16 protein-coding genes and 1 pseudogene are annotated in these 19,990 nt (G+C 71.0%); 4 read left to right on the top strand and 13 right to left on the bottom strand.

From position 1 onward, the window contains the following. Positions 1-1,270: MFS transporter (locus tag I0C86_RS30860; RefSeq protein WP_196204841.1), on the bottom strand; the 1,270-nt coding region annotated here is incomplete at its 3' end. Between the two features lie 406 nt (positions 1,271-1,676). Between I0C86_RS30860 and I0C86_RS30855 the strand changes: the two genes are divergently transcribed. Further along, positions 1,677-2,651, top strand: a complete 975-nt coding sequence (locus I0C86_RS30855) for a helix-turn-helix domain-containing protein (RefSeq protein ID WP_196204840.1) — start codon at positions 1,677-1,679, stop codon at positions 2,649-2,651. A gap of 270 nt (positions 2,652-2,921) precedes the next feature. Next, positions 2,922-3,155, top strand: a pseudogene (locus tag I0C86_RS30850) (hypothetical protein); the annotation flags it as partial. 410 nt (positions 3,156-3,565) lie between these two features. Here I0C86_RS30850 and nudC read toward each other — a convergent pair. From nudC to I0C86_RS30815, 7 genes are all read right to left on the bottom strand, one after another. Next, a complete protein-coding gene (nudC, locus tag I0C86_RS30845; protein ID WP_196204839.1) occupies positions 3,566-4,507 on the bottom strand; it encodes an NAD(+) diphosphatase in 942 nt (313 codons plus the stop codon). Beyond that, the gene (locus I0C86_RS30840; protein ID WP_196204838.1) at positions 4,504-5,829 is read right to left on the bottom strand and encodes a M16 family metallopeptidase; all 1,326 of its coding nucleotides are present in this window, start codon (positions 5,827-5,829) and stop codon (positions 4,504-4,506) included. Before I0C86_RS30840 ends, nudC begins: the two co-directional genes overlap by 4 nt. Then, the gene (locus I0C86_RS30835; protein ID WP_196204837.1) at positions 5,826-7,139 is read right to left on the bottom strand and encodes a M16 family metallopeptidase; all 1,314 of its coding nucleotides are present in this window, start codon (positions 7,137-7,139) and stop codon (positions 5,826-5,828) included. Before I0C86_RS30835 ends, I0C86_RS30840 begins: the two co-directional genes overlap by 4 nt. A 50-nt stretch (positions 7,140-7,189) precedes the next feature. After that, complete coding sequence (locus tag I0C86_RS30830) at positions 7,190-8,116, bottom strand: hypothetical protein (RefSeq protein WP_196204836.1); 927 nt, start codon at positions 8,114-8,116, stop codon at positions 7,190-7,192. Between the two features lie 66 nt (positions 8,117-8,182). Then, a complete protein-coding gene (locus I0C86_RS30825; protein WP_196204835.1) occupies positions 8,183-9,316 on the bottom strand; it encodes an Ig-like domain-containing protein in 1,134 nt (377 codons plus the stop codon). A gap of 122 nt (positions 9,317-9,438) precedes the next feature. Then, positions 9,439-10,581 carry an Ig-like domain-containing protein gene (locus tag I0C86_RS30820; RefSeq protein ID WP_196204834.1) on the bottom strand — a complete coding sequence of 381 codons (1,143 nt, stop codon included), beginning with the start codon at positions 10,579-10,581 and terminating at the stop codon, positions 9,439-9,441. Between the two features lie 97 nt (positions 10,582-10,678). Further along, positions 10,679-11,251 (bottom strand): hypothetical protein, encoded by a 573-nt coding sequence (locus I0C86_RS30815; RefSeq protein WP_196204833.1) that lies wholly within the window; start codon positions 11,249-11,251, stop codon positions 10,679-10,681. Between the two features lie 620 nt (positions 11,252-11,871). Between I0C86_RS30815 and I0C86_RS30810 the strand changes: the two genes are divergently transcribed. Both I0C86_RS30810 and I0C86_RS30805 read left to right on the top strand, forming a co-directional pair. After that, a complete protein-coding gene (locus I0C86_RS30810) occupies positions 11,872-12,519 on the top strand; it encodes a GAF and ANTAR domain-containing protein (RefSeq protein WP_196204832.1) in 648 nt (215 codons plus the stop codon). 44 nt (positions 12,520-12,563) lie between these two features. Further along, positions 12,564-13,298: a GAF and ANTAR domain-containing protein gene (locus I0C86_RS30805; protein WP_196204831.1), complete on the top strand. Its 735-nt coding sequence runs from the start codon at positions 12,564-12,566 to the stop codon at positions 13,296-13,298. 59 nt (positions 13,299-13,357) lie between these two features. On the opposite strand, the gene I0C86_RS30800 is transcribed toward I0C86_RS30805, so the two are convergent. The 5 genes from I0C86_RS30800 to I0C86_RS30780 all read right to left on the bottom strand — a co-directional run. Continuing rightward, entirely contained in the window at positions 13,358-13,567 is a 210-nt protein-coding gene (locus I0C86_RS30800; RefSeq protein WP_196204830.1) for a hypothetical protein, read from the bottom strand. A 170-nt stretch (positions 13,568-13,737) separates the two neighbouring features. Continuing rightward, a complete protein-coding gene (locus I0C86_RS30795) occupies positions 13,738-15,009 on the bottom strand; it encodes a DEAD/DEAH box helicase (protein ID WP_196204829.1) in 1,272 nt (423 codons plus the stop codon). 211 nt (positions 15,010-15,220) lie between these two features. After that, positions 15,221-15,424, bottom strand: coding sequence for a transcription antiterminator/RNA stability regulator CspE (cspE, locus tag I0C86_RS30790; RefSeq protein WP_101369720.1), 204 nt, complete (start codon positions 15,422-15,424; stop codon positions 15,221-15,223). Between the two features lie 234 nt (positions 15,425-15,658). Beyond that, positions 15,659-19,198: an ATP-dependent helicase gene (locus tag I0C86_RS30785; protein WP_196204828.1), complete on the bottom strand. Its 3,540-nt coding sequence runs from the start codon at positions 19,196-19,198 to the stop codon at positions 15,659-15,661. Beyond that, positions 19,195-19,990: RecB family exonuclease (locus I0C86_RS30780; protein WP_196204827.1), on the bottom strand; the 796-nt coding region annotated here is incomplete at its 5' end. The genes I0C86_RS30780 and I0C86_RS30785, both read right to left, overlap by 4 nt.

The following is a 19,990-nucleotide window of genomic DNA, read 5'->3' as shown; positions in this document are numbered from 1 at the left end:
GGTTGACGGCGGACGGCAGCACGTCCGGCAGGATCACCTCGGGAGCCGGTCCCGACGGCGTACCGTCCGGGTCCGCCGGGCCGACGCGGCCCGGCGCGGACAGCCCGCGGCCCGCCCAGAGGTATCCGGCCGCCATCGTCATCACCACCGCGATCACCACGAAGAGCAGCCGGTAGTCGAGCACGCCGACCAGCAGGGCCCCGGTGCCGATGGAGATCGCCTGAGGGCCGCTGATCAGCGCCTCGGACGCGGCGGCGACCCGGCCGAGCACCGGGGCCGGGGTGCGGCGCTGGATCAGCGTGTTGAGACCGACGAAGGCGATCGGCAGACCGAAGCCGAGCAGCACCAGCGCCACGAAGGCGAGCCAGATCGTCGGGTACGCCAGCAGCAGCGCGCCGGGCGCGAACACCGCCACCCCGACCGCGAGCGCGGCGACCTCGCCGTACCGGCGTACGACGGCGGGGGACAGCAGGCCGCCGAGCAGGCCGCCGATGCCCTGCACGGTGACCAGTACGCCGACGAAGCCGGGTTCCCGGCCCAGCCCCTGGTCGACGTACGCGAAGATCAGCGATTCGCTGAACCCCATCACCAGTACGGCGAGAGCGCTGCCGAGGACCGCCCGGCGCAGTGCCGGCTCGCCGGTCATGTGTCGCAGCCCCGCCCCGACCTCGGTGACCCAGCGCAGGTGGGCCGGTTCGGGGGAACGCTCGGCGATCCGCAGTAGGGAGACCGCGTAGGCGGCGGCCACGAAACCGAACACGCCGACGGTCGGCAGCGTCCAGCCGCCGGCACCGGTGTAGAGCGCCGCGCCGGCCAGCGGTCCGACCAGCCGGAGTCCCTGCTTCACGGTCTGTAGGACGCCGTTCGCCTGGGCCATCAGGTCCTCCGGAACGATCTCCTTGATCAGTCCGCCCAGGGCCGCGCCGAGGGCGACGTAGGAGAGCCCGTACAGACCGCCGACCACGTAGATGATCCAGACGTCGGTCCGGTCCCGGACCAGGAACAACGGGGTGAGCACGACCGCCGTGGCCAGGTTGGCGACGATGAAGAACGGGCGACGGCGGAAGCGGTCCACCAGCCAGCCGACGATCGGGGCGAGGGCCATCGGCGCCACCATGGCGAAGATGGTGGCCCCGGCCATGGCGTCCGAGTCGGTCAGGTCCTTCACCCACACGGCCAGCGCCAACAACATGATCGACTCTGCGGTCATGCTGAAGACGAGACCGGCGAAGAGGCGCCGGAAGTCGGGGCGGCGCAGGATGGCTCGCATCGGAGGGGTCCCTTCCGGTGCGGCGGCGAGTCGGCGAGGGCTCGCGAGCGTCCGGCCCTCCCGTGGTCGCCGCCGACGCAGGTGGGCCGCGGGCACGGATCGCCCGTGGCGGATGGTCGCCGTGCGGGGCGGCCATCGCGGTGATCGGGGGTGGGCACGGCGCGATCGTCGGGGTGAAATTTCGTCGCATTCGATGGTGGCGTGCGGGACGGTCACCGTCGGAGGTGGATCGGCTATCCGACGGGAACCACGGAAAACCCTCGGAAACTCTCTTCCATTTAGACACGCCGTTACCATTCGACGGCAGGGCGTACTCGACCGGCGGCATACTGGACCGCCGGGAGCGCGACCGGACGGTCGGCCCCGGCCCGGCGACGGGCTCGACGCGATCGAGAGCGAGGATCCAGTGCCTGCTGCTCAACCCAGTCCGATCCTGCGACGCCGCAGACTCGGCGTAGAACTGCGGAAGCTGCGGGAGTCGGCCAAGCTCACGGGTGACCAGGTCATCGAGTCGGTGGGCTGGGCCTCGGCCTCCAAACTCTCCAGGCTGGAGAACGGCCGCAGCCGGCCCGACCTGCGGGACGTCCTCGACCTGCTGGACCTGTACAAGGTCACCGGGGCGCTCCGTGAGGAGCTGACCGCGATCACCGGCGAGGCCGGGGACATCCGCGGCTGGCTGCGCTCGTATCCGGTGATGACCCCGCGCCAGCGCGGCTACGCGGAACTGGAGGCCGGCTGCGCCCAGATCCGGGAGTACAGCCCGGTGATCGTGCCCGGCCTGCTGCAGAGCAAGGCGTACGTCAAGCTGCGGATCCTCTCCTCCCGACAGTTGGTCGACGATCCCGACCGTGACGACACCGAGGACACCGACACCGAGGTGGCCGCCCGGATGGCCCGGCAGTCACTGCTCACCCGGGACGTCGAACCGCCGCACTACTCGGCGGTGATCGAGGAGGCGGCGCTGGGCGTCCGGGCCGGCCCCCGGGAGGTGGTACGCGCCCAGTTGATCCAGCTCCGCAAGCTCGCCACGCTGCCGAACGTCACGCTCCAGGTGCTGCTGGCCGAGCAGACCATCGCCGACTGGTACCTGCCACACACCGCGTTCTCGCTCTACCGGTTCGCCGAGCCGCAGGATCCGGAGACCCTCGCGATCGAGGGTCTCTCCACCAACCTCATGCTCACCGACCAGGACGAGATCAGTACCTACTCCATGGTCTTCAAGTGGCTCCAGGACTCGGCCCTCAGTCCGGAGGAGACACTCTCGTGGCTGGCCGACGAGGCGGGCCAGCGGACCGGTCCGATCAGGAACTCGGCGGCTCGCGGCTCGGCCGTGCCGCCGACCCAGCGCAGTCGCCGTACCGGTCGGCTGACCGAGCAGTAGCCCTCACCGGCCACACCGGAACGAACCCGGAGCCGCCGGCTTCCCGTACGGGAGGCCGGCGGCTCTGCCGTGCCCGACCCCCCACAGCCCCGGTCGGTGCCTTGAGCTGGTGTCACCTGATCGGACGAGCGACTACTCCAATCGGCGCGTTTCACTTGCCCGCCGGGCTGGAATGGGTGAACATAGCCCGAGGGGGACGTGGAAGTTCCACGTGATGGCTTCGTTCGGTAATCACAGGATCATTATCCGTCACCGGCCTCGGAGACACCCATGCGGTTCCTAATCGTTCGTACGGACATCCGTGCTGCCGCTGACGACGACCTGGCTGCCGCCTGGGCACAGGGCGAGTGCCTCCGCGACGAGCAGACGGCGCCGGAACAGCGCCGCCAGACCTTCCGCGCGGACGACCGGGACGCGGCGCTGCTGCTCGCCCGCGCGCTGTCGAGCGTGGGCTCCGTCCGATCCGGACGACAGCGGGTCAAGGTCCTGCCGGTGGGCCAACCCGAGCGCCGGCTCCGGGGCAGGCACAACGGTGGCCAGCCGGCCGAGCTGGACGGCCGCCGCACGGGTGACCGGAACAGCGGCCCGTACGACCGCGGATCACCGGCGAACCACCGCAGCCCCACCCCGGGCGACCTGGTCGGCCTCCCGGCCGGCGCTTGCACTCCGGCGCCCGGCGTCCTCGCTCCGCCGGCCGGCGGCCCCGACCCGCAACCGAGGAATCTCGGCCCGACATCGAGACATTCCTAGACGACCGTCGTCGTCGGGCGGCGTCCCCCGCCGCGTTCCATGCCACACCCGACGACGACGGCCCATGATCTTGGCCCGTGGTCGTCGCGGCAACGACGGTCGCGGGCCAAGATTGTTTTCTGTACCTCCGGACCGCCGGTCCCGCTAGGAGCCGCCGGTTCCCGCTAGGAGCCGCCGTCGAGCCACCGGCGGATCAGGAACAGGGCGATCGACGACGGCGGCGGCAACGCCAACGCCGGCCCGTCGCCGAGATCGACCCGCTCCCCGGCCAACACCGCGGCGATGTCCCGCCGGGTGAACCAGCCGGCGTGGGCGATCTCGGCCGGATCCAGCCGCATCGGCTCGCCCGGATCGGCAAGGGCGAAGAAGCCCAGCATGAGCGATCCCGGAAACGGCCACGCCTGGCTGGCGACGTACCCGATGTGGTGCGGCAGCAGGCCGACCTCCTCGCCGACCTCCCGGACCACCGCGTCCTCGGCCGACTCGCCCGGTTCCACGTATCCGGCGAGGCAGGAGTAGCGACGCAGGCCCTCCGCGGCCCGCCAGGCCGCGTTGTTGCCGAGCAGACAGCGGCCGTCCGGCCCCGACACCCCGTCGTGCACCAGCACGATCATCGCCGGATCCGTACGCGGCCAGAGCTGGTGGCCCGCCTCGTCCACCCGGGACCAGCCGGCGTCACCCACCACCGTGGCCAGCCCGGTGATCGACGAATACAGGTGCCGGGCATGCCAGTTGGCCAGCGCGACGGCGGTCGTGAACAGACCGGCGTCCCGATCGCTGAGCAGGTGCCCGACCTCACGCAGGCTGGCCACCCGGGCGCCGGCCATCGCCGGCAGCGGTGCGGCGACCGCGAACACCGGAACGTCGTCCGGCTCGACCCCGAGGAACAGCCGGCCGGCCGGCTCGCTGTCCTCGACCGCTTCCGGACCGAGCAGGAACAGCTCCGGCTTCTCCGTCGAGGACCCGACCAGGGTCCGCCCGCCACCCGCCACGTCGATCACCAGCACCCGCGCCCGATGCCAGGCGTCCGTCAGCCACTGCTGATCGGAACGCCGGTGCGCGGCGCGGTCCAGCGTCGACCGGGCGAGCGGCGGACCGGAGGTCACTGTTCCGGAGTCTCGGTACGCACCGGGCCCAGCACCCCGAGCGGCCCCCGGACCGCCGCGGCGTCACCCAGCACCACGGTGACCGCCCGAGCCGGAGCCAGGTATTTCGCCGCCGCGGCCGCCACGTCGTCCCGGGTCACCTTCGCCAACCGGGCCGCGTGCTCGGCGAGGAACTCCAACCGCAGCCCGGAGCCGGCGTAGGCGCTCGCCACCGCCGCCAGCCCGGCCTGGGTCGAGATGCCGAGCTGAAGGGTGCCCAGCGCGTACTGCCGGGCCTGCTCCAACTCGTCCTCCTTCGGCGGCAACGACGCCAGCCGACCCAGCTCGTAGTTCGTCTCCAGCAGGGCCGGGCCGGTCACCTCGGTGGCGACCTCGGCCGCGACCACCAGCGCGGAACCCGCGACCGAATGCTCGATCGTCGAATGCGGCCCGTAGGTGTACCCCTTGTCCTCGCGGATGTTCTCCACCCAACGGGACGAGAAGTAGCCGCCGAAGACCAGGTTCGCCAGTTGCAGCGCGGCATGGTCCGGATGGGTACGCGGCACCGCCGGCAGGGCCATCCGCAGCGAGGACTGCACCGAGTCGGGCCGGTCGACCAGCAGCAGCGGTCCCGGCTCCAGCGCAGGAACCTCGGGCAACTCCCCCGGCGCCCCGTCCCCGGTCCAGCCGGCCAGCGCCCGCTCCGCCGCGTCCAACGCCTTGGCCGGTTGCACGTCGCCGACCAGCAGCAGGATCGCGCCGGCCGGACGTACCCGGGCGGCGTGCAGGGTACGCAACTGGGCCGGTCGGACCGCCTCGATCTGCTCCGGTTCCGGAGTCTGCACCGCGTACGGGTGCTTGCCGTACATCCGCTTCAGCAGCGCCCTGCGGACCAGGTACGCCGGCAGGCTCTGCGCCATCCGGATCCCGTTGACCATCCGGGCCCGCTCGGTGGCGACCTCGTCGCCCGGGTAGGCGGCGCCGGTCAGCATCTCGGCGAGCAGGTCCAGCAGCCGGTCCAGCCCGGTGACCAGGCCGGTCCCCGAGACCAGCAGCCGGTCGGAGTCCACCGCGGTGGAGAGCCCGCCGCCCACCTTCTGCAACTCGGCCGCGATCTGGACCGAGGACATCGTGGCGGTGCCGGAGAGCAGGGTCTGCGACATCATCAGGCCGCGGGCCAGGTGCGCCTTGCCGAACGGCAGCCAGAGCCGCATCTCGACCAGCGGTACGGCCGGCCGGCGCAGGGCGATCACTGTCAGCCCGTTGGGCAGGGTGCGCTCCACCTCGCGGGGCAGCTTGAGCTTGCGGGTCGGCCCGAGCGCGGGCAGCGTACGGACGCTCACCGGGCACCTCCACCGGGTACGACCTCGACGGCGGCCCGGCGCTCCGGACGCAGGCTGGCGGCGGCTGCCCGCACCTGCTCCTCGGTCACCTCGCCGACCAACCGGGGCAGTTCGCCGAGCAGCGCCGGATCACCCCGTTGCTGTTCGAGCACGGCCATCTTCAGCGTCCGGCCGAGCGCCGCGTCGGTCTCCCGGAGCAGGTGGGTGGCCATCCGGGCCTGGGTCCGGCCCAGCTCGTCCGGTGCCAGTCCGTCGGTGGCCAGCCGCTCGATCTCCTCGTCGACGGTGCGCAGCACCTTGTCCACCTCGCTGTCGGTCGGCAGATGGGCCTCGATCAGCAGCGCGGTCGGGTCCCGGACGTCGTACGGGTCGCCCATCAGCCCGAGGTAGCCGCCGATGCTGACCACCGAACGGTCCCGCAGTACCAGCCGCTCGACCAGCCGGGACGCGTCCCCGTCGGTGAGCACCTCGGCCAGCACCACGTACGGCAGGTAGTTCGCGAAGTCGCCGATCGGATCCGGCACCCGCCACGCCGCGGCCACCGCGGGCAGCGGCGCCAGCTTGTCGGTGTACGACTCCCGTCGCTCGCCGGTCAGGTCCGGCTCGGCGAAGTCGGGCCGGACCGGCGCGGGTCGGGCCGGCACGTCACCGAAGTGCCGCTCGATCAGCGCCGTCACCTCCGGCACGTCCAGGTCCCCACCGACCGCGAGCACCGCGTTCCCGCAGGCGTAGTAGCGGTCGAAGAAGTCGGTCGCGTCGGCGATGCTGGCGCTTTCCAGGTCGTCGAAGGAGCCGTAACCGTCGTGCGCGTTCGCGAACGTGTCGAACATGACCGGCGGCAGGCGCAACCAGGGAAAACCGCCGTACGGCCGGTTGAGCACGTTGACCCGGATCTCCTCCTTGACCACGTCCACCTGGTTCCGGAGGTTCTCCTCGGTCAGTCGGGGACCGCGCATCCGGTCCGCCTCGAGGAAGAGGGCACGCTCCAGCGCGTTGCTCGGCAACGTCTCCCAGTAGTCCGTGTAGTCGAGGTGGGTCGAGCCGTTGAAGGTCCCGCCGGCACCCTGGACGTGGCGGAAGTGCGCCAGCTTCTCCAGGTTCTCCGAGCCCTGGAACATCAGGTGCTCGAACAGGTGGGCGAAGCCCGTCCTGCCCTCCGGTTCCGACCTGATGCCGACGTCGTAGACGACGGCCACCCCGACCACCGGAGCGCTACGGTCGGGCGCCAACACCACCCGTAGACCGTTGTCGAGGGTGAACCGCTCGACCGAATGCTTCGTTGCTGGAATTCTCGATCTTCCCGCCGCCACGAACCGACCCTAGCGCGTTCCCCGACCATCGCGGGTCACCGTCCCCCGGATCAGACGGGACGTACCGAGGCGAGCGCGTGTTCGACCACCCAGTCGAGTTCCCGGTGGGTGCCGGGGACCGAGAGGTAGAGGATCGCGGCCGTCGACCGTCCCACATCGATGCAGGCGACCGCCACCAGTTCGTCGGTGGCGCGCAGCCCCGGCCGGCTGAAGTGCAGCCGGAAGACGCTCACCCAGGCCGGCCGCCCGCCGGCGGTGGCCCGCTCGTTCCGGATCGACTCCATCCGGTTCGGCTGCGGGTAGTACTCGGTACGCACGTCGTCGGCCACCTGGCGGCCCACGCATTCGAGGTCGAAGGTCAGGGCGTCGTTCTCCGCCGCCGGCACCGCCGCCGAGAGGATCGACGCGTGGTAGTCGCTGAAGCCGTCGTACGCCGACTCGGTGACGAAGTGCTGTCCCACCTTGTACGGCACCTCCAGGCTGCCGGCGCTCCACACCGACCGCCAGGGTTCCCAGGGCGCACCGTAGGTGGGGTAGGAGATCCCGGCGTCGGGGTCGACGGTCCGCTCCCCCGGCAACGGCTGACCCGGGCCGGGTGGCGGCGCGACGGGGCTGGCCGGCTCCGGGTTGGCCGGGGTGGGTGAACCGGGCGCCGCCGACGCCGACCCCGGCAGCGGGCATTTCCGGGCCAGTGGCGGCCGGACGTCCGTCGGCGCCTCCGGTCGGCTCCACAGCGGGTCGACCCCGTCGGACACGGTCAGCCCGAGCACCACCACCAGGCCGATGACCAGTACGGCGGCGGCCGCGCCGACGAACCACCACAGCCGGCGGTCCCGACCTCCCGTACCGCCCGGCGGTGGCGCCGATGGGTCCGGTGGCGGTGTCGGCAGGCCGATCCGGGTCACCGCGCCCGCTCCCCAGGCGGCCCCGGGCAGTGCCTGGGAGCCGTCCTTCGGACCGGGGGCGTTCACCGGCATTACTCTATTGACTTCCTCCCCGTCCGGAAGGGCGGGGACCTCCGGGCCGGGCCGTGGCGGGACCGCTCACGGCCGAGGTGGAGACGCGACCGGGTCCTGTCGTCGGAATCGGATGGCGACGGCGGCGTTGTCACTCCTGCCGTCGATGCTGAGCCGGTAGACGAAATTGTCGGTGGAGCCGTGCGTGCCGTTCGGGGTGTACACGACTGTTTGACTCGTCGTGACCTGGACGGTCCCGTGGGTGGGTGGGGTGACGATGGTGACCTTCGCGGTTGTCGTGGAGATGTCGTTCGCGAGTACCGGGATGCCCACCTTCTTGGTGCCGATGGTCGAGGCGGTGTCGTCATTGGCGACCGGTGCGTCGGTGAAGCCACCCCGGCCGTCGCTGATGTGATAGGTGGCCGCGCCGGTGGTCGTGTCGCGGGTGACCACGTCCTTGGTGCCGTCGGCGTTGACGTCCTGCGGGACGGCGGTCCACCGGGTGGTCCCCGTCGGGCTTTGCTGGAGTTGTACGGTGGCGCCGCTGTCGAGCAGGACCACCACACCGGAGGAGGTGTCGGCACATCCCCCGGTGTAGCTGATGACCGCGTCCACCGCCCCGCTACGGTTCAGATCGGCCAGCTTCGGGGCCAGTCCACTGCCACAGAAGCGCATCGGGCCGGGCACGAGCGCGCCGCCCGGGCTGTTCAGGTAGGTGGCGAAGGCGCGGTCCTCCTCGGACCACTCGTAGATGTCCCGGCGCAGGTCGACGTTGAGGTGCGCCGAGCCGATGTAGTCGGGTCTGGGAAGCGCGAGGAAGCCACCCGATGGAGCGAAGTCGCGCAACAGCAGCAGATCGACCTCGGACCCGGCGGGCCGTCCCGTGGACCAGCCGACCATCAGGTCAACCGAGCCGTCCCCGCGAAGATCGAGCATGGTGCCGACGTCGGGGCAGTCATCGGGGGTCCCGGCACCGGGCGGATCGTCGTAGACGTGTGCTGTCGGAAGGTCGAAGCCGCCGCCGACCAGGCCTGGCTCCACCACCACGCCGCATTCGTCGGGTGCGATGTCGACCAGGGTGACCCGGTCGGCCAGGCCGTCGCCGTCGAGGTCTCCGGTGATCGATGCGTTCGGCCCTGCGGCGATGGCGCCGTCGGTCGCCACCCCAGCCGTGACCACCGTCGCCAGCACGGTGATCAACGCGACACGTCCTCTCCACATGGCCCCTCCATTCGGGTAGTCGGTCATCGGTCCGTATCTGCCGCGAGGCGCATCGGTTGCTCTCTCGGCTGTCACACTCCCGGTCCTGGCTGTCACCCTTCCGGGACAGCGCTGCCGGTCGCTCAGCGTGCTGCCGCAGCCGCGGCGGAAGATGTGGCCGCCGGGAACTTGAGTTCGACGGTGACGGGTGCATCGGCGGCCTTGCCGTCGTCGATCACCCGGTAGACGAACGTGTCGGCGGTGGCCGGCGGCGTTGCCGGGGGTATGTAGACGAGTGTCTTCTCGGGCGTGATCTGGACCCGGCCGTACCGGGGCGGTACGACGACGGCAATGCTGGCCGCGACCGTCACCGCGTCGTTGGCCAGCACCGGGATCGACGTCGGCACGGCTGCGGTCACCACTGCCAGATCGGGTTCCGGCGTGGGCGCCTCCAGGAACCTGGCCGGCGGGCGGACAAGGTAGTGGGAGACCTCGCCCGAATCGCGGTCCACGGTGCGCACGTCCGGGACACCGTCGGCATCCGCGTCCTCGATCGCACTGGTCCAGACGTGCTCGCCGAGGGGGTCCTGTTCCAGGTATTCGGTCCGGCTGTCGGAGAACAGAACGGCCACGCCGGAATCTGCCACGCCGCACTGCTGGTAGAACGGAAGAACCACCTCGGTGTGCCGGTCCAGCGTGAAGTCGGCGAGCAGTGGCGGCTGAACCAGGAGGCCGCAGAAGTTGATGGGTCCGGGGATCAGCTCCCCGGCGGGCGTGTTCAGGTGGGTGGCGAGCCCCTCACCCTGGTCGGTCCACTCGTAGATGTCCTTGCGCCCGTCGCCGTTGAAGTCCGCCACTCCGACATAGCTCGGCTGGAAGAGCCCGGTGGTTCCGCCGTCGGGTTGGAAGTCGCGCAACACCAGCAGGTCCTGGTCCACCCCTGCTGGGCGTCCGGCGAACCAGCCGATGACCAGTTCCGTCGAGCCGTCCCGGCCCAGATCGACAATCGTGCCGAGGTCGGGGCACTGGAAGACGCCGTCGTCCCCGCCCGGCTCGGGGTAGGTGTACAGCTTCGACCCCTGGTAACCGCCGCCCGCCCTGCCCAACCGGACCAGGACCGCACACCGGTCCGGCGGGGCCGAGACGAGCCGGATGAGGTCCGTACGCCGGTCACCGTCCAGGTCCCCGTACAGGGTCTCGCCCCGGCCGCCGGCCAGCGCGGGCGCGGCGATGCCCAGGTTGATCATCGTGACGACGGATATTGCGATGGCTCGTCTACACCACATGCGAGTTCTCCTTGTGCCTGCCTGGGCGATGCGCGACAAGCAGAGTCATGGTCGGATTGATGTTGGATCGATCGGGCGACGACTGCCGCCCACCGCCTCAGGCACTCCCGCGGTTACCGGCACCGTCGTCGGGGCGCCGACCGCTCAGCCCCGGTCGGACCACACTCCGGGTGATCCGACCGGCACTCCACCAGGAGGCGACCGCGATGGCGGCGATGAACACCCCGGCTGGTGCGGCGACCATTCCGAAACTGGCGAGAAGGGCGACCGCATACATGGCGGAAGCCGTTCCCAGCAGGATCAGGGAGCCGAGCCGCAGGGCCAGGGCAACCGCGTGGTTGGTCCGGCACCCCAGGAGGGTCGATCCGACGATCGCGACGAGGACGAGGCCCACCGCGCAGAGCGACCACTCGATAGCCAGGGGGTCGACGGCCGACGGCACGCTGGCGGGGAAGGTGACCACCACGATTCCGCTCGTTGCCGCAGCGGCAAGGAGGGTCAGCTCGAACGGACGCCACGCGGTCGGTTCGGTCGCTTCGAACCCGTGAAGCGTCCTCTCCGGTCGCGCGGGGGACCGGGTGCTCTGGTCGTGGCCGTTGACGGAGACGAAGCCGACGGGTTCCGAAGGCCGACCTCCGGGTATGTACGGCTTGGTCGGTACGACTGGCAATTGCGGATTCTCTTTCATTTACATCCTCCCGCCCGGCCCTACTCAGGAACCGGAGGATTTCGTACGATGATCCGGACCTAATCCGGCGACGAAGCCGCCTTTTCATTGCCCTGCCGATTTCAGATGCCGCGGCGGGCGCCACTGCGACAAACAGATGGTTGCGAGCACGCCGCAAATGACCAGATGGTCGGCGTATGGCCTGGATATCTATTGCAATCAAGGAAGAACCATAGGACGCCCCACCTTCGTGGCATGATCAATTGCCGAGGTCTGGGGCAAGTCCACTAACGTATGCAGCCAAGCTAACCGGGGCTTCTCCGACGGTCAACAGATCGAAATAAAAGTTGACACAAGCGACGGGCCGGCGGAGTGGATCAGGAGATGTATCGTTTTCCTGTCCTCGTGGATGTCGCTCGCCACTCCGGCGACTCTCTGGTCTTGACGGAAGGTGTGCGACACATGCGAATGTATAGATTGATCCGCCACAGAAGTGGCCGACAGGACGGGCGAAGTGCACTCAAGGCGTGGCGGTGACTCGACCAGCAGATCGTTGGATTCGGGCGTTCGCCGCCATAGCCGAGCAACCGGAGCCGAAACCCGGGACGGACGGCATCTCGACGATGTTGTCCAAAATCTGTCGGGCGGCCGTGCTCGAACTCGAAGGGTCGGGGGTGGGGGTGAGCGTGCTGACCGACGACGGCGCACGCGGAATCTTCGCCGCGTCGGACGACCTCACCCACCTGCTGGAGGAACTGCAGTTCACCCTCGGCGAGGGACCCTGCATCGACTCGTTCCTGACCCGCCGCCCCGTCCTGATCGCCGACCTGGCCGGCGACACGGCACGAACGCGCTGGCCGTTTTACGTGCAGGCCGTCACGGCGCACGGCGTCCGGGCCGTGTTCGCCTTTCCGCTACAGGTCGGCGCCGCCCGTGTTGGCGCACTGGCCCTGTTCAGCAAGCAGCCGGGTCCGCTCGGTCGGGACGTACTCGCTCAGGCACTCACCTTTGCCGAGATCGCCCTGACCACGGTGCTCGACTCCCGGGGCGCCCTGCCCGAGCACTTCTCGGTCCAAGGGTTGTACGAATCGCCGGGCTATCGCGCCGAACTGGCCCAGGCCCAGGGCATGGTCATGGTGCAGCTCAATGTCAGCATCAGCGAGGCTCTGATCCGGCTACGTGCCCACGCGTACGCCGAGGGGCGCCCGATGCACCAGGTCGCACAGGACGTGATCGACCGCAAGTTGCGATTCGACCAGGTCCAGCCATGACCGACAGCATTTCTTCGATCTTCGACAAGGGTCCAGAGGTTGCCATGACCGCAGTTTCGCCAGAACGGCTTGCGAAGATCTTCGTCGAGATCTCTGACACCCTCGTCGACGAGTTCGACCTCATCGACCTCCTGCACACCCTTACCTGTCGGGCTGCCGAAGTCGCGGCGTCCAGCATTGTCGGACTCGTCCTCGCCGATCACTACGGAAAACTCCAGTTCGTCGCCGCCTCCCGCGAGGAGGCCCGGATCCTGGAGCTGCTTCAGATACAGAACGACGAGGGCCCCTGCCTCGACGCGTTCCGGACCGGCGCTCTCGTCGCCGACACCAACCTGCGCGACGCGTCCGGGCGCTGGCCACGGTTCGTGCCACACGCCGTCGGCGCGGGAATTCACAGCGTGTACGCCTTCCCCCTCCGCCTCCGTGCACAGGTCATCGGGGCACTCAACGTGTTCGGTGCCGCCGCGAGTCGACTCCAGAACGAAGACGTCTCGATCGTGCAGGCCATGGCCGATCTGGCGTCGATCGCCATCCTGCACGAACGTGCCATGTCACGAGGTGAGGAACTCACCGCGCAACTTCAGCACGCGCTCAACAGCCGGGTCACCATCGAGCAGGCAAAGGGCGCCATCGCCCAGCGAGAGGGAATCACCGTGGACGAGGCGTTCGTCCGTATGCGCCACCACGCACGCTCCACCAACCAGCGGCTGCTCGACGTGGCCCGGACCGTCGTCAACGACATAGCCAGCGTTCCCGAACTGAGAACCTCTGACTCCTGACCATCGGAGTCGGCGCCAGCAGATGATGGCGCGGCGCACCGGCCGGGGCGCGGCCGGGATCAGCCCTCTCCGACGGCCGCCAGTTCGCCGCCGTCGGTGATCGCCCACGGCGGCGAGTGCATCTCCACCACCTCGACCTCGGGCGACCCGGCGGCAACGCCGTACCACGGGGTGAAGGCGGCCAGCACGGCAAGAAGCAGCCCCGTGACGGCGAGCGCGAGCACCACCAGGATCTCCCGCGCCGAGCCCCGACCGACACCGACGGTCATCACAACCTCCCCCACCGCGACCCGTCCCCGTGGCCGCTGGATCCCCAGGACAGGATGACCGGTCACCGGTTACTCCACAGTCGCCCATCGGACGCGATCAGGTGTATTCGCGGGCATAATTGCCCTGCCCGATCGGAGTGCGGCGCGCTAGCGCGTCGGGGAGGGTGCGATCAGGCGGCGCGGCGGGGACGGCGTGGGCGCGGCGGCCGGGCCGTGGTCCGGTGCGGCATCCGGGCGGCGACGGGCGGCGCGGCGACCGAGATCGGGGCACCGGACGGGATCCGGGCACCGGTGACGCGGATCAACTCCTCGTCGCCGGGACGGATCCGGACCGTTTCGGGCCTGATTCCGGCCGTGCTCATCAATCGGGCCACCTCGGAACGCTGCTCCGGCAGCACCAGCGTGACCACCCGACCCGCCTCACCCGCGCGGGCCGTACGGCCGCCCCGGTGCAGGTAGTCCTTCGCCTCGTTCGGCGGGTCCACGTTCACCACCAGGTCCAGCCCGTCGACGTGGATGCCCCGGGCCGCTACGTCCGTCGCCACCAGGGCGGTCACCTGACCGGCCCGGAACTGCTCCAGGGTGCGGGTCCGCTGCGGCTGAGACTTGCCGCCGTGCAGCGCCGCCGCCCGTACGCCGCTGGTCAGCAACTGTCGGGCCAGCCGGTCGGCCCGGTGCTTCGTACCGACGAACATGATCACGCGACCGTCCCGGGCCGCGATCTGCGCCGTCGCCGCTCCCTTGTCCACCGCGTCCACCTGGAGAACGTGGTGGGTCATCGCGGTGACCGTGGCGGTCGTCGGGTCGACGGAGTGCGACACCGGATCGGTGAGGAACCGCCGGACCAGCCGGTCGACGCCCCGATCCAGGGTCGCCGAGAAGAGCATCCGCTGCCCGTTCGGTGCGACCTGCCGCAACAGGTCGGTGACCTGTGGCAGGAATCCCATGTCGGCCATCTGGTCGGCCTCGTCCAGCACCGTGATGGCGACCTGGTCCAGCCGGCAGTCGCCGCGCTGCACCAGATCGGCGAGTCTGCCGGGCGTGGCGATGACGACCTCGGCGCCGGCCCGCAGGGTGTCGGCCTGCCGGACCAGCGACAGCCCGCCGACCACGGTGGCACAGCGCAGGCCCAGCGTGCGGGCGTACGGGGTGAGCGCCGCGGTCACCTGCTGGGCCAGTTCACGGGTGGGCACCAGGACCAGCGCGAGCGGCCGGCCCGGTCGGGCCCGATGGCCGGCGGTCCGGGACAGCAGGGGAAGCCCGAAGGCGAGAGTCTTGCCGGAGCCGGTACGGCCCCGGCCGAGCACGTCCCGACCGGCCAGCGAGTCGGGCAGGGTCGCCGACTGGATCGGGAACGGCTCGTTGATGCCGTTCGCGGTCAACGCGGCGTGCAGCCCGGGGGCCAGCGGTGCGTCGGCGAACGAGCGGATGGCGCGGGTCATTACGGTGAGCCTTCCTCGAGCGGTACGTGTCGAGGAAGGCTCACCGGCGGCCGGGACCGCAGCGGCTCGGCCACCAACGGTAATGGCGCCCGGCGGCCGCGGCCACGGACCGGGAAAACGCGGGAGCCAGCCCGTGCCGTCGGGCGCGGGCTGGCCGCGTCACCACCCCCGATCAGGGGATGGTGGTTGCATTTGTCTGAAGGCTTTCGCCTCAGATCGGACGGATGTTCTCCGCCTGCGGGCCCTTCTGGCCCTGGGTGACCTCGAACTCCACCCGCTGGTTCTCGTCCAGACTGCGGTAGCCCGAGCTCTGGATCGCTGAGAAGTGGGCGAAGACGTCAGCGCCGCCGCCGTCCGGGGTGATGAAGCCGAAGCCCTTGTCAGCGTTGAACCACTTCACAGTGCCAATTGCCATCTGTTTCGTCTCCTGACGGAACGATCGGACCGCACCTGTTGCGGACCGAAAAGTCGCCCACACACGAGTGTGTGAACTGCTGTCGCCCTGGTCGCCCCGCCCGGAGAACTCCGGACACAACAAAGAGCGCCTACGGTCACAATCCCGCAGGCGCACACAGAGTCTCTGGGAACCAAAACTGCAACGCCTGCCACGTTAGCACAACGTCGGGGCGGGCGTCCTGGTTTCGCGGGATCAATCTTCCGCCCCCTGCTCCGGCAGCGCTCCCACCAGGGCAGACAGGCCGGCGGCGTCGAGCAGGTCCGCCGGCCGGACCGTGACGTTCTGCCGCACGTAGTGGAAGGCCGCCCGTACCCGGTCGACCGGAACGCCGGCCAACTCCGCCCAGGCCAGCCGGTACGCGGCCAACTGCACCGCCGCGGCGTCCGCCTCGGTTCCGGTCGGCTGGCGGCCGGTCTTCCAGTCGACCACGTCGTAACGGCCACCCGGTAGCGCGAAGACGGCGTCCATCCGGCCCCGGACCAGCAGCCCGCCGACCATGGTGGCGAACGGCACCTCGACCTCGACCGGCGTGCGCTCCGCCCACTCGCTGGCCATGAACCGCTCCTGAAGTTCGACCAGCGCCTCGTCCGGGGCCGCGTCCGAGTCCGCCGCCCCGGGCAACTCGTCGACGTCGAGCAGCCGGGTCACGCCGTACCGCTGCTCCAGCCAGGCGTGGAAGGCGGTGCCGCGCCGGGCGTACGGCTCCGGGCGGGCCGGCATCGGACGGCGAAGGGCACGGGCGAGCGCCGGTGGATCGCGGCGCAGGGCGACCAACTGGGAGACGGACAGGTGCCCCGGCAGGATCACCTCGACCGGCCCCGAGCGGTGGGCGAGCGAGTCCCGCTCGGCGAGCAGCAGATCGGCCTCGCGCCGCCACCCCGCCACGACCGCCTCCGCCTCCGCGTCCACCGGCGGCAACTCCTCCACACCACCGACCGGCAACGCCTCCCCGTCCGGGATCTCGGCCCGTTCCCCCTCAGCCGGCTCCGCCCCGTCCGAAACCCCGTCCGAAACCCCGTCCGAGACCCCGTCCGAAACCTCGGCCGAGATCCCGTCCGAAACCTCGGCCGAGACCCCGTCCGGGCCCTCGGACATCAGCCGGCGGACCAGGGCGGCAGCCTCGGCCAGCACGGGCCGCCGAGGGCCCAGCGGATCGGCCGGCCACTCGGCCCGGAGCACGACCTCGGTGGTCGGGTTCGTCGCGTCGACAGCCGGCTCCGGCGCCCAGGCGTCGACCACGAACCCACTCTCGCCGGCCTCGGGCGTGGCCACGCACCACTCGTACACCTCGGTGAGGAACCCCGACGGACCGCGCGGACGTTTCGTCCCCTCGCCCCACCAGTAGCCGGAGCAGAGCAGCAGCCGGCGGGGCCGGGTCACCGCCACGTAGGCGAGCCGGCGTTCCTCCCGCTCGTCGTGGATCCGCCAGTGATCGGTGAAGGTGCCCAGCGCGCGGGCCACCGCCTTCTGGTCCTCGGCGTCGTCCAGCGCCAGCACGGGCAGGCCGTCGGCATCACCGCGCAGCGGAAACGGCAGTACCCCGAGCCCCAGCAGGTAATGGTCGGAGCCCCGGGCCGTACCCGGCCAGACGCCCCGGCTCAACCCGGCCACCGACACCACGTCCCACTCCAGGCCCTTCGCGGCGTGCGCGGTGAGGATCTGCACCGCGCCCTCCACCACCTCCACCTCACCCGGCGACAGCCCACGCTCCTCGTCCTCGGCGGCGGCGAGAAAGGCCAGGAAGGCGTGCAGCGGAGCACCGGCCGAATCACCGGCGAACCGGGCGGCGACGTCGCCGAGCGCGTCCAGGTGCCCCCGGGCCAGCCCGGCGTCGCCACCCCGACCGTCGCTGCCGGCCCGTACCGCGACCTCGACGTCGAGCCCGATGGTCCGCTCGACGTCCGCCAGCAGATCCGGCAGCGGCTGGTCCAGCCGGTGCCGCAGCAGGCCCAGTTCCCGGCCGTACGCCCGCAGCCGGGCATACCCCTCCGCCGAGTACGCCTGCGCCGGACCGAGATCGGCCAGCGCCTCGACCAGGGTCGCCTCGTCCAACCGGTCGGTGACGATCTCCGGCTCGTCGTCACCGTCGGACCGGGGCAGTTCCCGCCGGGCGCGGGCGATCGCGGTGGACCGGCGGTGCAGGGCGACCAGATCACGCGGCCCGATCCGCCACCGCGCCCCGGTCAGCAGCCGGAGCAGCGCGGCACCGTCGGTCGGATCGGAGAGCACCCGCAGCGTGCAGACGACGTCCCGGACCTCCGGAGTGTCGAGCAGTCCGCCGAGGCCCACCACCTCGACCGGCAGGCCCCGGTCCCGCAGCGCCGCCTCGATCGCCGGGATCTGGCTGCGGAGCCGGACCAGCACCGCCGTCGTCGGCCGGCTGGCCACCGGAATGTGCTCGGGCAGCGCGTCGGGCATCCGTGCCGCACCCCGCCAGGCGGCGAGGATGCTGTCCGCGATCCAGTCGGCCTCGTCCGCGTACGTGTCGAGCAGCGCGCAGTGCACCGTACCGCCGGCACGGCCCCGACCGGTGCGGCCCGGAATCTCCTCGTCCACCCGGAATGCCGCGGCCAGCTCGGCGACCTGGGCTCCGGCGGCCCGCAGCGGCGCGGCGAGCCCGTTGGCGACGTCCAGGATCTGCGGGCGGTTACGCCAGCTCGTGGTCAGCGTCCGCACCTCGGCAGGTCGACCGTCGGGCTGGGCGAACTCGGTCGGGAACCGGTCCAGGGTGCCGGCACTCGCTCCCCGCCAGCCGTAGATGGACTGGCACGGGTCACCGACGGCGGTCACCGGATGCCCACCGCCGTAGAGCGAGTGCAACAGCACCACCTGGGCGTGGCTGGTGTCCTGGTACTCGTCGAGCAGGACCACCCGGTAGCGTCCGCGCTCGATCACGCCGACCTCCGGATGGTTCCGGGCCACCAGCGCCGCCCGGGCGAGCTGGTCACCGAAGTCCATCGCCTCGAAGTCGTCCTTGCGCCGGGTGTACGCCCGGACCAGCGGAAGCAGCCGGAGCCGGAGCTGCTGGACGTGCAGCGCCTTGCGGACGTCGGCGTACATCCGGCCCGGCCGGGACTGCACCTGCGCGAAGAACCGTCCGGTCCAGGTGGCCAGGTCGTCCGGGGTGACCAGATGCTCGGCCAGGTCACCGGCCAGCGCCAGTACGGCGTCGGTGACCGTGCTCGGCATCCGCTCCACCTCGGACATGTCGCCGTCGTGGTTGCGGACCAGCAGGTCGACGATCTGCCACCGGGACGCCTCGGTGAGCAGCCGGGTCGACGGCTCGTAGCCGCCCCGCAGGCCGTGCTCGGTGACGATCCGGGCCGCATACGAGTGGTACGTCGCCACGGTCGGCTCACCACCGAACGGGTCGTCGTCGGCGTTCCGGCTGTTCCGCCCCAACCGGCGCACCAACTGACCCAGCCGGGTACGGACCCGCATCCCCAGTTCACCGGCCGCCTTCCGGGTGAAGGTCAGGCCGAGGATCTGCCCCGGCTCGACGTACCCGTTGGCAACCAGCCAGACCACCCGGGCGGCCATCGTCTCGGTCTTGCCGGAGCCGGCACCGGCGACCACCAGGAGCGGCTCGACCGGCGCGGAGATGATCGCCGCCTGCTCCAGGGTCGGCGCCGGCAGCCGGAGCAGCTTCGCCAGCTCGACCGGGGTGTACCGGGGACCGGCGTCGGCGACCCGCTGCGTCGGCGCCGCGCTGAACAGCGACGGCTGGGTCATCGGAAGTTCCCCCCGCCCCGCTGCTCCGGCGGCTTCGGTGAGCTCGGCGACCCGCCGGGCGGCTGGTGTCGGGTCGGCTGCCCGTCCGGCCGGCGCCGGGTCGGCGGCTCGACGACCTGACGCCCCTGCCCCGAGATCGGGCAGCTACTACGCACCGGGCAGACCCGGCACTTCGAGTTCGCCACCGCCGAGAACGTCGCCGCCGCCATCGTGTCGGCGGTACGTCGCACCATCGCCCGCGCCCAGCCCGCCTCCTCGCCCTCGCCGGCCGGCGGCTGCGCCTGTTCCTTGGCGTCCTGGGTCGGCGTGCCGAGCTGCACCAGCGCGGCACCCCCGGACTCGGACCCGGCCCCGAGATCGGCGAACGCGCCCGCCTCCACCGCCGCCTGGTACGCGCCGAGCTGCGGATGTTCGGCGAGTTCCGAGGCCGTCACCGCCGTCGACTTGCCGGTCTTCAGGTCGATCACGACGAGCCGGCCCTCGGCGTCCACCTCCAACCGGTCCACCCGACCGGTCAACTCGATCGGCCGCCTGGGGTCGTCGAGGCGCACCGCGAACTCGTGCTCGATGGCGAGCAGCCGGCGCGGGTTGCCGGCCAGCCAGCGCAACAGCTTGTCGACCATCACCTCGGCCCGGGCCCGCTCCGGCCCGGCCATCCAGCGGGCGGCGAGTTCGATCACGTCGAACCGCCCGGCGACATAATCCAGCAGCTTGCCCCGGTCGACACTGGCATCCTCGGCCAGCATCGCCGCCGCGTGCACGAGATTCCCCACCCCCTGGGCCGCACTCGCC

The sequence above is a fragment of the Plantactinospora alkalitolerans genome, assembly GCF_015690345.1.
Lineage (GTDB): Bacteria > Actinomycetota > Actinomycetes > Mycobacteriales > Micromonosporaceae > Plantactinospora > Plantactinospora alkalitolerans.
Note: the sequence above shows the minus strand (reverse complement) of the source record. Positions and strands in the feature narration are given on the sequence as shown.

Coding starts and splice junctions, on each gene's coding strand:
- cspE (WP_101369720.1), bottom strand. CDS start 15,424: ATGGCAATTGGCACTGTGAAGTGGTTCAACGCTGACAAGGGCTTCGGC.
- I0C86_RS30810 (WP_196204832.1), top strand. CDS start 11,872: ATGTTGTCCAAAATCTGTCGGGCGGCCGTGCTCGAACTCGAAGGGTCG.
- I0C86_RS30795 (WP_196204829.1), bottom strand. CDS start 15,009: ATGACCCGCGCCATCCGCTCGTTCGCCGACGCACCGCTGGCCCCCGGG.
- I0C86_RS30830 (WP_196204836.1), bottom strand. CDS start 8,116: ATGCCGGTGAACGCCCCCGGTCCGAAGGACGGCTCCCAGGCACTGCCC.
- I0C86_RS30800 (WP_196204830.1), bottom strand. CDS start 13,567: ATGACCGTCGGTGTCGGTCGGGGCTCGGCGCGGGAGATCCTGGTGGTG.
- I0C86_RS30785 (WP_196204828.1), bottom strand. CDS start 19,198: ATGACCCAGCCGTCGCTGTTCAGCGCGGCGCCGACGCAGCGGGTCGCC.
- I0C86_RS30820 (WP_196204834.1), bottom strand. CDS start 10,581: ATGTGGTGTAGACGAGCCATCGCAATATCCGTCGTCACGATGATCAAC.
- I0C86_RS30805 (WP_196204831.1), top strand. CDS start 12,564: ATGACCGCAGTTTCGCCAGAACGGCTTGCGAAGATCTTCGTCGAGATC.
- I0C86_RS30825 (WP_196204835.1), bottom strand. CDS start 9,316: ATGTGGAGAGGACGTGTCGCGTTGATCACCGTGCTGGCGACGGTGGTC.